Annotated in this window: 12 protein-coding genes and 1 pseudogene; 6 read left to right on the plus strand and 7 right to left on the minus strand. The window is 53.2% G+C overall.

Annotated elements, in window-relative coordinates; genetic code table 11:
- Positions 1-403 precede the first annotated feature (403 nt).
- The gene (locus tag ACZ45C_RS12415) at positions 404-1,543 is read left to right on the plus strand and encodes a glycosyltransferase (RefSeq protein ID WP_460562301.1); all 1,140 of its coding nucleotides are present in this window, start codon (positions 404-406) and stop codon (positions 1,541-1,543) included.
- Here the strand turns inward: ACZ45C_RS12415 and ACZ45C_RS12420 are convergent, their stop codons facing one another.
- Positions 1,544-2,596 (minus strand): glycosyltransferase family 2 protein, encoded by a 1,053-nt coding sequence (locus ACZ45C_RS12420; protein ID WP_460562299.1) that lies wholly within the window; start codon positions 2,594-2,596, stop codon positions 1,544-1,546.
- Positions 2,538-3,320: a ParB N-terminal domain-containing protein gene (locus ACZ45C_RS12425; protein WP_460562297.1), complete on the minus strand. Its 783-nt coding sequence runs from the start codon at positions 3,318-3,320 to the stop codon at positions 2,538-2,540. Before ACZ45C_RS12425 ends, ACZ45C_RS12420 begins: the two co-directional genes overlap by 59 nt.
- A 74-nt stretch (positions 3,321-3,394) precedes the next feature.
- Between ACZ45C_RS12425 and ACZ45C_RS12430 the strand changes: the two genes are divergently transcribed.
- Complete coding sequence (locus ACZ45C_RS12430) at positions 3,395-5,011, plus strand: hypothetical protein (RefSeq protein ID WP_460562295.1); 1,617 nt, start codon at positions 3,395-3,397, stop codon at positions 5,009-5,011.
- 34 nt (positions 5,012-5,045) lie between these two features.
- Here the strand turns inward: ACZ45C_RS12430 and ACZ45C_RS12435 are convergent, their stop codons facing one another.
- The 3 genes from ACZ45C_RS12435 to ACZ45C_RS12445 form a co-directional block, all read right to left on the minus strand.
- Positions 5,046-6,167: a glycoside hydrolase family protein gene (locus tag ACZ45C_RS12435; RefSeq protein WP_460562293.1), complete on the minus strand. Its 1,122-nt coding sequence runs from the start codon at positions 6,165-6,167 to the stop codon at positions 5,046-5,048.
- Positions 6,168-6,187: 20 nt separating this feature from the next.
- A complete protein-coding gene (locus ACZ45C_RS12440) occupies positions 6,188-6,862 on the minus strand; it encodes a hypothetical protein (RefSeq protein WP_460562291.1) in 675 nt (224 codons plus the stop codon).
- A 77-nt stretch (positions 6,863-6,939) separates the two neighbouring features.
- Positions 6,940-7,707, minus strand: a complete 768-nt coding sequence (locus tag ACZ45C_RS12445; RefSeq protein WP_460562289.1) for an AAC(3) family N-acetyltransferase — start codon at positions 7,705-7,707, stop codon at positions 6,940-6,942.
- A 218-nt stretch (positions 7,708-7,925) separates the two neighbouring features.
- On the opposite strand from ACZ45C_RS12445, the gene ACZ45C_RS12450 reads away from it, so the two are divergent.
- Both ACZ45C_RS12450 and ACZ45C_RS12455 read left to right on the plus strand, forming a co-directional pair.
- Positions 7,926-9,329, plus strand: coding sequence for a hypothetical protein (locus ACZ45C_RS12450; protein WP_460562287.1), 1,404 nt, complete (start codon positions 7,926-7,928; stop codon positions 9,327-9,329).
- A gap of 53 nt (positions 9,330-9,382) precedes the next feature.
- The gene (locus tag ACZ45C_RS12455) at positions 9,383-10,309 is read left to right on the plus strand and encodes an SDR family oxidoreductase (protein WP_460562285.1); all 927 of its coding nucleotides are present in this window, start codon (positions 9,383-9,385) and stop codon (positions 10,307-10,309) included.
- Positions 10,310-10,491: 182 nt separating this feature from the next.
- On the opposite strand, the gene ACZ45C_RS12460 is transcribed toward ACZ45C_RS12455, so the two are convergent.
- Complete coding sequence (locus ACZ45C_RS12460; RefSeq protein WP_010890432.1) at positions 10,492-11,766, minus strand: IS4-like element ISH8B family transposase; 1,275 nt, start codon at positions 11,764-11,766, stop codon at positions 10,492-10,494.
- Between the two features lie 102 nt (positions 11,767-11,868).
- Positions 11,869-12,270, minus strand: coding sequence for a hypothetical protein (locus tag ACZ45C_RS12465; RefSeq protein WP_460561823.1), 402 nt, complete (start codon positions 12,268-12,270; stop codon positions 11,869-11,871).
- 120 nt (positions 12,271-12,390) lie between these two features.
- On the opposite strand from ACZ45C_RS12465, the gene ACZ45C_RS12470 reads away from it, so the two are divergent.
- Together ACZ45C_RS12470 and ACZ45C_RS12475 are read left to right on the plus strand one after the other, a co-directional pair.
- Positions 12,391-13,206: an IS5 family transposase gene (locus tag ACZ45C_RS12470; protein ID WP_464374304.1), complete on the plus strand. Its 816-nt coding sequence runs from the start codon at positions 12,391-12,393 to the stop codon at positions 13,204-13,206.
- A gap of 187 nt (positions 13,207-13,393) precedes the next feature.
- Positions 13,394-13,648: pseudogene (locus tag ACZ45C_RS12475) on the plus strand (hypothetical protein); the annotation flags it as partial.
- Positions 13,649-13,743 lie beyond the last annotated feature (95 nt).

The raw sequence follows: 13,743 nt of genomic DNA on the forward strand, positions 1-13,743 counted from the left end.
CAGCTACATATAGATTTTCGAATTGAAATCGTCTCTGTCACTGACTGCTCAGAGTAAATATTCTCATGTGTTAAACCAACCGAATCCACCAGATGTCGAAGGCTTGTAACGGCGTTTCGATGGTCTCTGGACTGACGCGAGTAATACTATTACTAAACAGCGGCCATCTTTTCTTTTTAGAGTATTTTCTTGATGTTGTCTTAGATCTATGAAGAAATACCAAAACAAATAACAGTCGTTCAGTTGCTAAACACTACGAGTCATAAGGTTCGTAGGTTTTCATAGATCGGTTGCAAGCTATTTCTGGCTCACTTTTCAGCCTTACATAGCCACGACCGTTGTGATTTGACTAAAGTTGACACGCTTCGGAAATCATTTATTAGCCCAAAGTAGATCATAGAGAGTGCTTGTATCGATACTCCTTTTTTTTGCCCTCCTCGTCGTTGCCCCATATGTCGTCTATCTGGTATGGTACGCTCTCATCCAACCGACTGATTGCCCGGCAAACAAATCTTTCAAAGCGGAGTCCGTGAGTGTAGTTCTGCCCACATACAACGAAGAGTCGATCGTGGTGTCGAAGCTCGAGGAGCTCGCCAACATTGAGTACCCCGTGGACCAGTTCGAAATCATCGTCGTTGATTCGAGTACGGACGACACTGCGGAAATAGCTCAAAAATTCGCAAATAAGCATGAATCACTCAGCATTCGAGTGATAACTGAGTCCGAACGCCGAGGGGTGGCAACTGCGGTAAATCTAGGTGTCGATGCTGCTGAGGGGGATGTGATATTTCGAACCGATTGTGATTCTCGGATCGACAATAAGACCATACAGCACGCAGTCGCGGCACTCCACGATTCCGATATCGGTGGTGTCATGGGTCAACAGACGAAAGTACTCGGCGAGAGTCAAGTCGAGACTGACTATCGGAATCTTCAGGCACGTAATCAGGCGTTGGAATCATACCTTGACTCAACGTTCATCGTCCATGGACCGTGCTTCGCATTCCGTCGTGAGGATTTCGAGCCGATCCACCCCAATTCATTGGCAGATGATACTGAACTCGGTGTGAATCTCCGTAGACAAGGCAAACGGGTTGTCCTTGATCCAGAAATGGAGTTTACTGAATCCGGCGTTTCCGATATACGTGGACGTCGGCAGCGAAAGGATCGTCGTGCAATGGGCCTTATTCAAATGCTCGTGCGTTCCCGAGACATGCTCGGTGGATACGGGTGGTACGGACGGGTCGTCCTTCCGTTCAACTGGTGGTTCATGATCATCGCTCCATGGCTCATGCTGGTACTCATTGTCGGGACTATTATGATGGGGTTCTCTTGGCTCGGAGTGGGTGGTGTAAGCACGCTCATCGCGCTTGCGGGGTTCGTTTTTATGGGTCAGCGTGATGCGCTCGGTCCAACACAGCCGCTATATGCAGTGTTCGACTCAAACATTTCGCTCGTTATCGCCTCGTTACGCTTGCTACGCGGTGAGGAAGACGGAACCTGGGAAGTTGATACCGAATCCCGAAAAGCGTTCGAGGAGTAGTTATGTGCCGGAAATCCGGCGTGCGATCCATCTTAGATATTCCTTATAATATCCGATCCCGCGGGTCGCAGTCATTCCGAGCGCGAGCATAGTAAACAGTATTCGCTCGAATCCTCTCGAGCTCTCGTGGTTTGGCTGTTCTGTGTCCGGAGTTCGGATCTGATCTCCATGAATTCCGCTCGGTCTTGGGGGAATCCCGACGCGACCATATCGATCGGGATAATACTGCTGGAGTTGGCAGTGTCCGCCGCCGATCCGAAGGCTGCGCTTTGCAAGTGCGCGGAGCGAGTTACGCGCCGGATGGTGGACGACGATCTCGGGTGCGTAGTGGAGTTCGTAACCCGTATCGTGGACGCGGTTACCGAACTCCTTGTCGCCGCCCGAAATAAGCCGTTCGTCGAAGGTGCCGACATCCTCGAGTAGTTCTCGAGTGACAAAGAGGCAGCTGGTCGGAGCGTAGTGATGGCGCTCAAGGAAGTCCGCAATTGGGAACCCCGTACTGGTATTGTAACGTCCTGCAAGCGTAGGGTTATCTGGTTCGACGAGGTGAACATTCGGCGCGAGATAGTGGGCATCCCGCTCGTCGATCGTCTCTAGGGCGGTTTCGAGCCACCCATCGGTGACCGTTTGATCGGCGTCGAGGAAGCAGATGAGGTCACTCGTGGCGTGTTCGATACCAGTGTTTCGGGCTGCGTAGGAGGACTGGATCTCTCGTTCAACCACGAGTAAGACATGATCGTGTTTCTCTGCGTATTCGGCGGCAGTCTCAGGAGTCCGATCAGTGGAGTCATTGTCAACTAGGATGATCTCCGCGGTCGAGTCGGTGTGGGCGATCAGAGAATCAACTGTTTGTCTCACCCCCTCAGGGTCGTTGTAGACTGGAATAATAATCGAGATCGACGGCTGTGACATTGAGATATCACTGTTGAAGCGAATTACTGATAAAAAGACCGTGATTGACCGGCTCCTGAGCCCGAACACCCCGGCGACGCTGTCAGGTCGATCGCAAATATGGAGCGATGTCGGGATGATCACGGTGTTCGTGTGTCCCATTATTCAGCGCGGCCTCACGCTTCGGTAACCATTCCGCATGTCGGACAAGTACCACAGCCGGAATCGTAGACAAACCCAGCAGCTTCGCCAGACAAAGCCGATGGCGACCATCGACAAAGAGGAGTTCGCCATCTCGACCCACATCAACCGTAATCTCATCTGTGAGCCGATCTAGTAGCCCGACTCGGTTGTCGAACCGAATACCTGTCTCCCGACGGAGTTCTTGCTGTGTCTTATATTGTGTCTGTTGGAGCATCTGATACAGGTCATCATACCGTTCCAATTCTTCGCGAAGCGTCTCGGCGGATTCCGTATTCATATCGACTTTCGTGAGATCTCCAGACAACAGTTTGGCGAACAGTTCAGTCTCTTCCCACGGCTGGTCCCGTCTATATCGGTCGACGAACGAACGGTAGATAACCGTGTCCTCGATCAGTTGTGTTGGCTGAGTATCCCACTCTCCTTCCATCACCGTCCCGAGGTCCTGATACCGGTAGCCAGCAGCATCCGTCCGACCAGTAAACCGGATGATTTGATCCGGATTTACCGAGAGGACCCTAATAGGATCGAGAGGGGTATCGTGGCCGATCTGTTCACGAAGTTTCCACCGATAGTAGACAGGCGCGTATCGCCAGTAGACTCGTTTAACCCCCGGAATTCGGGCAAGTCCATACTCGATAGCCCGCTTCGAGCGACGACCGAGTTCCCGAATTTGGCGTCTCATTGATTTCTACAGGACACTGTCGTATATCGAACGTAATTATTAGGTAGATTGAATAGCGAGTTTTCAAAAATCATATGCCGGGAACACTCTCAACCATCAACTGGATCGATTCGCTAGAGGTATTAATCGACCGGTACGATCTCTCGGCAGAGGAGTTCTGTCTCGTTGGCAGTGCATCGCTGGCTGCAGTCGATCTGCGTGAAAATGGCGACTTGGATGTCTGTTTTGCACCATCTATCCGAGAAAGCATAGATGTCACGGAGTTTGAGGGGATCGAAACGGCTCCAAACAAGTACGAACACATTGGCATCTCTGACGAAGAGATTCTCTCGGACGACCGATATCACGATGTCGTAGGGGGCTTCAAGATCATCCGTCCGGAGATCGAGTACTCCCACAAAAAAATCCGGCAGTGGGAGAAAGATATTGAAGATATCGAACTCCTCGAAGCATATAAATCCCAAACTGATAGTTGGGATCAGACATTGGAAGTCGACGACTATACAGTTGATCTCAGTCATCTCGTTCACCGCGGGGTGCACTCACTCCAAGAAGATGGTCTGCTGACGACACTCGGCCATGGAATCACATACCTTCGCTGGCATGGATCACTGCCACGAGGAAGGTCAGATTACAGCGGCCAGCCGACGACTCTTCCCGGAAAAGCAGTCCGGTCACTTCGAGAAGACGGTATTCGAACGACTCTCAGCCGTGGGGTTCGGCTCGTCAGACTCACAGAGCCAACTGGTCTCTTGGACCGGTACAGTGGGTTTCGTCGGAAAGTAAAACTCGGCACCCTCGTTGATCGAGAACTAGAACTTCGATATCCCACAGCAAAGCTCTTTGAAAAACAGTACGATGGTGAGACGTTCACTCGGATGGATATCGTCGTTCGACTGCTTGCTGTCGAAACACTGCGCGCAGGTGACGAGATTCCGGCAGTCGTCTCCAAGTTCGCAGAGAAAACCGGAACTACACTGCGTGCAGACATCGAACAGTATCTTGAGACATGGGGCAATGAACCAGTTACAATCGGCTACGATTCATCGATTCTTGATGCAAACGCACTCGCATGTGCGTTCGCCCGGACGCCAGAATCGGTACCGGTGAGAATTCAGTCGGGCACCACACAAGGAGCGTGCTCCCGTGAGTGGTTCAACTCGGTTGGTTTTTCGCATGAACACCGCCAGCAGATCGAGACGCGGTTCGCCGAACTACTGTACCAGTCTAACGCGATGTTCCCGTTCATGCTGTGGCCGCCAGCCCAGCAGTACCGAGAGGAGATCCTCTCACAACTCCAAGCAGAGAAACGTGTTCATTTCACAACCACACTCGAGTTGAGCGAGGAGGCCTTCGAATCGTTTATTTGGGCACTGTACGAATCACAAGACGATCTCGACCCCAAACACATCCAGACGAAACTCGACTGTATGGCCCCTTACGAGAAGGTCATCACCATCGGTGGGGTGGAAGTACCCAATCCCCGGATCAGAGAGGGGTTCTCCAACGAGATGATTAAAATGAAAGAGCGCGTGCGGGAGAAGTTCACACCTCGGCTCGATCCTGACTCTCCAGAGGCGAACCTACTGATCCACGCGGCTGATAACTACGATCACAACCGTGAAACGTGGGAGATCGTCCGACAGTACACCGAAACGGACCTGCGTGATATGATACGGAACCGGGACTGAATCCGCTTCGGGCGGTACGTCTCGGGTGTCAGTGTTACTCTGTCAACTCGGCAACAGCGATTCCAGATTCGCCACCGACGACATAAAACAGGTATTTGGTACCGTCATCAACGAACACATTGGGGTCTCGAAGCTCCTGCCTGCGCTCCCATGGGTTCCGTTGGTTCGACAGTTCGGGATCGATATCGACGCCCTCGTACGTCGTCTCTGGACAGATAACCGTCGTCGTCTCCCCGATCTCCCATTCGCCGACAGTCGGAGCCAGCGCAATACGTGTTCGCAGAATACACTCCGGGCTCTCGGTCGTTCGAGAGTAGTAGACTTCCAATTCGTCACCCGAGACGTGAACACCGAAATGGCGATGACCACTAAACAAATCCCGACAGCGCCTAAACGGCGTGTCTGGTCCACTGGATTCGTACACGTAGCCGTCCCGAGCCATTGCAAAGTAGCGATCGTCATACTTGAACACCGCGAACCATGAGGGACCGAGAATCGGTGAATCAGCCGAAAACGACAGACCGTCAGTCGAAATCGCTTGTCTCGTCTCTTGAACAGCAGGTGGAATCAGCCGACTCCCACGAAGACATCGTTTATACGGTGCGTTCTCGACGAGCGAAGAGAGAACCGACGTATCAGTCTGTATCGATTGGCTAGTGGATTCTGTCGCTTCCTGTTGCTGAGATCGCTTGGCAGCGCGTTTGGTTTCCACAGTGTTGACAAGATATCGGCCGGTCTCGAAGAGGACGCGGTGGGGAAGCGAGCGTGCTCGGTAGTTATAATGGTCCCGCCGATAGTCAGTGTTCTGTCTGTCAGTCGCAATGAGGTCTCTAATTCGTGTTTCGCCATGGTAGTAGAGCCGAATCAGTTCGTTATCATCGTCGACGTGGACGTTCGGTGAGGCTATGTGGCCGACGAAGGGTGTCTCTTCAAGTCGAAGTGTCCCTGGCGAATAGAGTTTCCACGGTCCCGTGACCGAATTCGCATATGCAAGCCGAATATATTTGCCATTTTTATGTGAAAAGTAACAATAGTATTCCCCGAGTGGATCATCGATCCACGATGGGGCCTCAATGACAGAAGGATAATTGACGATGTCACCGATGTCCTCGGAAGTTTCAATGATCGGATTGGTATCGAAGCGTGTAACCTGCATGGATATCTCGAAAGTGATTATTATTTGCGTCGCAGTCGAATCGGAATCCGGTTGTCGGGTGTGATGTCAACCATCTCTTTGACCGATTGTGGTACGTACCGTCCAAGTTGTCGGAGAAGTGCAACCGACCGCCGTCGCTTCGTGGTGGGCGCCGAGGGTCTCGACTGCTGAACGGCGTCCATATCTATGTCAGCGGCCTCAACATCAGCAGCGAGCGAGGCGTATTCTTCGACGAACCCGTGTGGGAGATGATATTCCCAGCCGTCCACGTAACCCAGATACTGGTTATCGACACAAACGTATTTTTCCGCGTCTGGATAGATAGACCGAAGCAGCCGGAGAATTTGATGCTTATGTAGATCGCCGCCTTTCAGATATTCGGCTGCGGCCGTGGTGACATCTGGATCCGGCGGTTGGTTGTCGCTTTCAACCTCCAGTTGGGTTTCCATATGTTTGTATCTCCTGTCGTTAACGTGAGCTACGGGGCTACCCCAGCGCTCAGTGTAGGCATCAACGAGTTCCTGTTTCCCGGGAATGACGGCCTCGCGCTTCAAATCTTGATTTCCGTGCGCCCAGACAACGTGATCAGTTTCGTGGGCGAGATACTGAATCCAGTCGAGCGGCACTACAGACTGAGACGAGTCGATCGGGTTGACGTCGACCGTGCTATCGCGATCAAAGCTGAAGACGATCATCGAATATTCTGACTACCGATAGGCGTTTCGTTGTTATAAGGTTCTGGAACAGACAGCTGATCTGATTGCTCAGCGTTCTAGGTGACCAAATAGTAAGGATCGTCGGCAAGTTTCGGTTCGAGCGCCTCACGAATATCGCGAGCTTTGAATGAGTAGATCGTGAGTCCGCCTGTCGAATGGTCGGTTACCGCGTTTGTTGACTCGAGGTAGCGTCTGATCTTCGACCAGTTCGGAAACGTCTCCAACCAGTAGTCGTATTCGTAGCCGTAGTTCGATTGGGTAATCTCCTCGTAGTCGTCGACGTCGTAGTAGACGACACCATCGTGTTCAGGCGTGGTGACATAGGGGAGATCAAGCGCGACTTCGAGATAATGGAGCTGTGTGGCCAGGAAATCGTCAGTACCGATGTTGAGGTACAGCACGTTATCTTCCTCAAGCTGCTGCCAGCATCCTGATGGACCGAAGCTATCGTGGTGGTCACAATTGTCGAACCGGTAATTCCCGTCAACGAGTATCGAATGAATGGCGTCGTTAGTCCGATACTCGGCATCCGCCCCAAACAGTTTCGAAAACATCCCGTACTCTGGTTTGGAGAACTGCTTGTGGTAGACGCCACAGCTTCGAAACGATGGCGTAAACCCAGGAGCTAACACGCTCTCGAAGTTGTCAATAAGTGTGTCGTAGAGAAACGTGTAGGGGTTGCCGTCGACAGCCGCATTCACATCACTCAGCCCGACGTGAACGAACACGGTGTCAGCATCAAACGACGACAGTAGCTCATCGAAGGCCATCTCGTCAAGTGGCTTGACAGCGCCGGTGATGTCGACCGGGAGTCTGTCTACCACCGTCCGGACGGTGCTTCGAACGCGCCACTGAAAGATCCGAGCCCTAGTACTGCGGTTAATAAGTACCCATATTCAACTGCAAATATTATACTTTGTGCTCGCGGAGCTTGATAACAGAGCGTCGTGGGCGCCGGGGCGAGAACAGACGGCAGAACTATAGACAACAAGACAGTCAAAGACGAAACGATTTATCCAGCTGCTGGTTCGAGATATATATAATGAACACTGTCGCCGCCAACTTCGAGTCATTCGAACTCGATCACTCCCTTTTTGATATTCGAATAGACGGTGTTCCGGTCTGGGAGCGGCTTCGGCTTCCAGTTTTTAAACAGATCAAACAACAAAATGGTAGGGGGGTCGCCCATGGTGACAACACCACGGCGTGGCGGCAGTATAGCAAAGGAGCTGGACTGTTCCTCAGAAACCTCGTTCGGAATAATCCGTATTTCGCCGGCGAACATGATATTCTCTATCTCGGCACGCGACGACGTAAACAGCGCGAGGACGGCTACTGGTGGGACCTCTACTGTGATCCGGTCCACGAAGCCTGTGACTACGACTACGTCCATTTCGAAGAGCCGTACTTTCTGACTCACCGGAGACCGGCCCGAACCAAGAACCTCCGTTATCTCGATTTAATAACTGTTGGTAGAGAACTGCAGCAGCTACTCGGGTTCAACGAACCAACTATTCCAGCGCCCGAACGTCAGCAACTAGAAACTGCCCATGACGAGATTCGAGAGCGGTTCGATGCGAGTATCAACCTCCTCTCGATGGCACACGCGGAGTTGTACGACCGGCGGACGACACTCCCGTTCTACCGACGACTTATTGACCAAGTTGACCCTGAACTGGTGGTCATTATCGCCAGCTACGGTCGAGAAACATTTATTGAAGTCTGCCAACAGCAGGACGTACCAGTCGTTGAACTCCAGCACGGCGTCATTTATCCGAATCACTTCGGCTACGCCTATCCTAGTCCACGGACCAAAGAGACATTTCCGGATTACCTGCTCACATTCGGCGAATTTTGGACGGACGCAGCCGAATTTCCCATACCGAAGGAGCGTGTTATCCCAGTCGGTTATCCGTATCTCGAACAGGCGGCCCACACCTACGACGATGTCGAGACCACCGATCGTCTCCTGTTTATTTCACAGGGTACAATCGGAAAACAGCTCTCGAAGTTCGCAGTTGCCGTCAATCAACACCCGGAGATTAGCTCTGAAGTCGTCTACAAACTCCATCCCGGGGAGTACGATCGGTGGCGCAGCGAGTATCCATGGCTCGTCGACACGGATATCGAGGTGATCGATACGTCGGAGCCGGCACTATATCGTCTGTTTGCCGAGGCCAGCGGTCAAATTGGGGTATATTCAACGGCACTCTACGAGGGGTTACAGTTCGGGCTAGAGACCTATCTCTACGACTGTGAGGAAGGTGAGACGCTTCAACGGCTGCTTGACGATGGGGTAGCGACGCTTGTCTCATCAGTTGACCAACTTGTATCAGCGCTAGACAATGATTCCAAGGAATTTGACCGTGAGCAGTATTTCGCCACCGACGCAACGAGTCGTATCTGTGAAACGCTCGGAGAGATACGGACAGACAGTCTGGAATAGGTGTCACGGACGAGAACAACGTCTTCAATAGGCCGTCACCACCAAATACTGCTATGCGATCTGCGCTTGTCACTGGTGCTGCCGGATTTATCGGGTCTCATTTGGTCGACACTCTTCTCGATGAGGGGTGGAAGGTCACGGGATTGGATGATTTCTCCACGGGAACACGGTCAAATCTGTCGAGTGCTGGCGAGTCTTTTGAGCTGGTTGAGGGTGATCTGCGGGATGAGGCCGCACTAGAAACAGCCATCGAAGGCGTGGACGTGGTGTTTCATCATGCGGCGGCCATCTCGGTGCCAGAAAGTATCGAACACCCGGCACGGACAACCGATGTCAACTGTACAGGGACGGCAAAACTGCTTGAAGCTGCCCGTGACGAAGGTGTCTGTCGGGTGATACTCGCCTCGTCAGCCGCCGTCTATGGTTCTGATAATGAGGTCCCAGTTTCAGAGGAGGCGCCGACAGCACCAGAGTCGCCGTATGCGCTCTCGAAACGGTACACCGAACAGCTCGCCTTGCAGTATGCCGAGCAATACGAACTCGATGCCATTGCGCTCCGCTATTTCAACGTCTTCGGTCCCCGACAAAATCCTGAGGGGGAGTATGCAGCAGTTATTCCCCAGTTTATCCAGTTGATGATCGACGGCCAGCAGCCAGTGATCTACGGCGACGGCGAACAGTCACGGGATTTTGTCTATGTCGACGATGTCATGGCGGCCAACCTCGCGGCAGCGACCGCCGACTGTGCTGGCGAAATCTTCAATATCGCTGGGGGCAGCCGAATCACAATCAACGAACTCGTCAAGACGATAAACGAGGTGCTTGGCACTGCTCTCCATCCGAAACACGACGATCCACGGCCGGGTGACGTGCGCCACTCGCAGGCTTCAATCTCGAAAGCCGAGTCGATGCTCGGCTACAGTCCCACTGTCGACCTTGAAACGGGACTTCGTGAAACTGCAGCCCAGTTCGACGAGTAATTAGAATCGACTGACTTCTCAGAGAACGAACCACAGTAGAGTTTAGAGAATCGCTTTATTCTTTGTATCCGAGGTTTTTCAGCCTCTCTTCGATATCCGCTTGACTCACAGTCGCTGAAGTAACTGGTTCTTCTTCGGTTATTACTGGTCGCGAACCGTTGTCAATAACCATTCGTCTTTAGTTAAGACTCACACCTCGGTTGTGTAGCGGTAGCGAGCGTCTCTTGTAAGATCGGTCGTTGCTTGTGGATCTTCTGTGCGTCCTCGATCAGCCGCTCCAACAGCGGCGGTGGCGAATAACCGAGGTGCTCACCGAGTTCGTGGAGGATGAGCTGGGCGTGCGACCGGAAGGTCGCCGCCCAGCGTTCCGGTGGAAACACGAGCTCATCATCCGCCTGCTCGGTGACCAGATCCAACAGATCACGGCTCACAAGCAGTGACAGCAACGCTGCGTACAGCAAGATCTTCACCACGTGCTCGTTGCTCGTGTCGAACTCGTCCAGGTCGTACTGCGTCTTCAACTCACGGAACAGCAACTCCACTTCCCACCGACACCGGTAGATCTGCGCTAAATCCGCCGGAAAGAACTCCTCTCGCGACAGATTTGTCACGTATAGATGGTAGTCGTCGGCGTCCTCGTCGCGGACGCCGACGACGCGGAACCGCTTCGTATCCAGCGACCGCGTCCCGTTGTACGGCCCGCGCTTGAACTCGACTTCGACTTCCACATCGATGTACGTCCGGTCGAGATCGTCGAGCACATCACGGAGTTGCTTGCCCTCCAAGGGAATGGCGCGGCCGCGCCATTCCCGTAATTCATCCGTAATCACCGGATTCGCGTTCTGTTTCAGCCGGCTCACGAAGGAGCCGCCGTTCTCGTCGATCCGCGCAAACCGTCGGTACTTGAAGTACGCGAGGTCGAACAATACGAGGCGGTTCTCAAGCCACGACCCTGTCTTGAACAGCGTGCTGTCGTGTGCTTTCTCGTCGGTAACGTCGATCCGTTCAATCGTCTGTTCAGTGGCATTGTGGAGCAGGTGGAGCTTCGCTCCAGCCTGCTCCTCGTGGCGGGCTTCGAACTGATCAGCGAGAAACTCGTGTAACCGCAACACCGTTCCATCAGCGATCATTACATCACTGAATCGGTCGATGTCAACGTCAACAGTGTCGGGAACAGCGACCTCGTCGAGACCGTGCTCGACGAGGTCGCGGAAGTACTCCGCGAGCGTCGGCGTCAACCGCTGATAGAACCCACCCGGTGAGATCGGCTCGTCAGCTGTGGAGTTGTAGCTGCGTCGAAACCCTGCGAGTGTTCGGCGTTCGCCTGCGGCGAAGCCGAACACGAATGCCCAGACGAAGACGGGAATCTGGAGCTTGCGGTCGCGTTCGACCACGCCGAGTTCCTCGGCGTGCTCTTCGAGGAATTCGGAGGGAAACAGTGTAGTGAGCCGACGCATAATCCGTGATGAGGAGGTTTCGTTGTGCACACTCGACACCTCCTCATTCCTTCCGAAAAGTAGCCTCGATAAGCCGCCACTGTCACGCGGTTCGTCTCCTAACTAAAGACGGATGTTGTCAATAACTAACCATGGAACGATCCGGAGTTCCTCTGTATATTTGTATTTGAAATGTCCAGCTAACCCGTTTTCCCCGAGATGTTCGCCGTGATCTGAGGTTATGACGACTTTTCCGTCGATCTCTTTGAGTAGTTCTTCGACGTGTTCCAGTACGATTTCTAGATTTTCAATATAGATCTGTCGAAGTTCCGATTCACTGATGTATCCCTCTCTAAACCCCCCATCTAGCCCACTGACCACATTTGCCTCGTCAGTATCGTATTTCTCTATTTTTTTCGGATCTCGAGACCTAACAACAAGCCCCTCGTCTTCGACGCGACGACGGAGTTCGTCCGCCTTGCTCCCTAAATACGGCATATGGGGCTGCATGAAATGAACGATCATGCGTTTGTTGGGATATTTGATGTTAGCATGCCTTGTTTTGCCGCCTAGTGACGACGGTCTGGGACGCTCTTACTGTAATATTCCGCCAGATTAACCCGGAAATGGACGCCGTCTGGCGATATGGCATCGCTCAGACGGCTTGCTTGGATGTGTCGAGACCTTGCCAAACAGCATGTTGATGATCCGGACGTACCCGCCGCGCCGGACGGCGCGGACGGGTACGCCGAGTGGGTGCAGATCGCGTTGATCCTGTACCGCGTCGAACTGGAGAAGAGTCTCCGTGAGACCGAAGACTACCTCAACGAAATGCCCGGCGTCCTCGCCGTGTTTGATCTTGACGACGCACCGCACTACAGCTCGTTTTGTCGGTGGGAAAAGGAGTACCGAATGCGTGAACTCCGCCGCCTGCTCCGCGCTTCGGCGGAGCAGGCGGGCTGGAGTGGTGAAGCCGCAATTGACGCAAGCGGCTTTCAACGCGATCAAACCAGCTACCACTACCGCGACCGCGCAGACTTCTCGTTTCAGTCGATGAAGACGACGATTTTGATCGACGTGAATTCGCTAGCGATCAAGGACGTTCATTTCACGACGCAGAAGGCATGGGACGGTCATATTGGGATGCAGGTCTTCCGCCGGAACGCGGAAGACCTGCGCGTGTTATCTGCCGACGCAAACTACTCATGGAGCGATCTCCGTGAGGAGTGTCGCTCCAACTCAACGCGACCACTGATCAAGCACAGAGAGCAAACACCGCTACAGAAGGCTCACAACGCCCGGATGAATGAGGATTACAACCAGCGCTGGATGAGTGAAACGGGCTTCTCGCAGTTGAAGGAAGACGACGGCGAGAAGCTACGCTCCCGGAGCTGGCACGGCCAGTTCCGGGAGCTCACGCGGAAGTGCATCATCCATAACCTAACGCAGGCGGCGAGTTAGGGCTCGCCGCCTGCTCCCCCTTCTCCGGACATATTTGGGAGAGGCATCGCCATCGTCATCTGATCAAGGGAGTAAGATGGCATAGTTTTGACTCTTCGAGCAACACCGTCAGCGGCAGCTACTACATCTTCTGAGTGTAAGAACCGTGCTTTAACGCCGTGAAACCGTGAGTTACCGACCCTACCCCGACGCTGTCTTGCGTTCAACAAGGCAGGATATCTTCTGGTCGCGCGTCCACGTCGCAGAGACGAGCTGTCTCGGACTGTGTAGCGCCGAGGGAACGGCAATCGTGATTCATCCACGCAATCGGTGGTATTCGGATGTGAGCCCCACGGAGGTGCCGAAACTACTCGAAGACGAGTTCGGCGTCGACGGCTCACGGCTGGGCGTCGAGATAGACGATGAGCACGAGAGCAACGACGAAAAGACGGCCGAACCCTGACCTACGCCTCGCAAGCTTTCTCCGTATGTTGTGGTCAAATCGAGAACGATAATCGACGATATTTCTACACTTTCGACAGGGGTCGTTGCTCCTTC

The sequence above is a fragment of the Halorubrum pallidum genome (assembly GCF_055380345.1).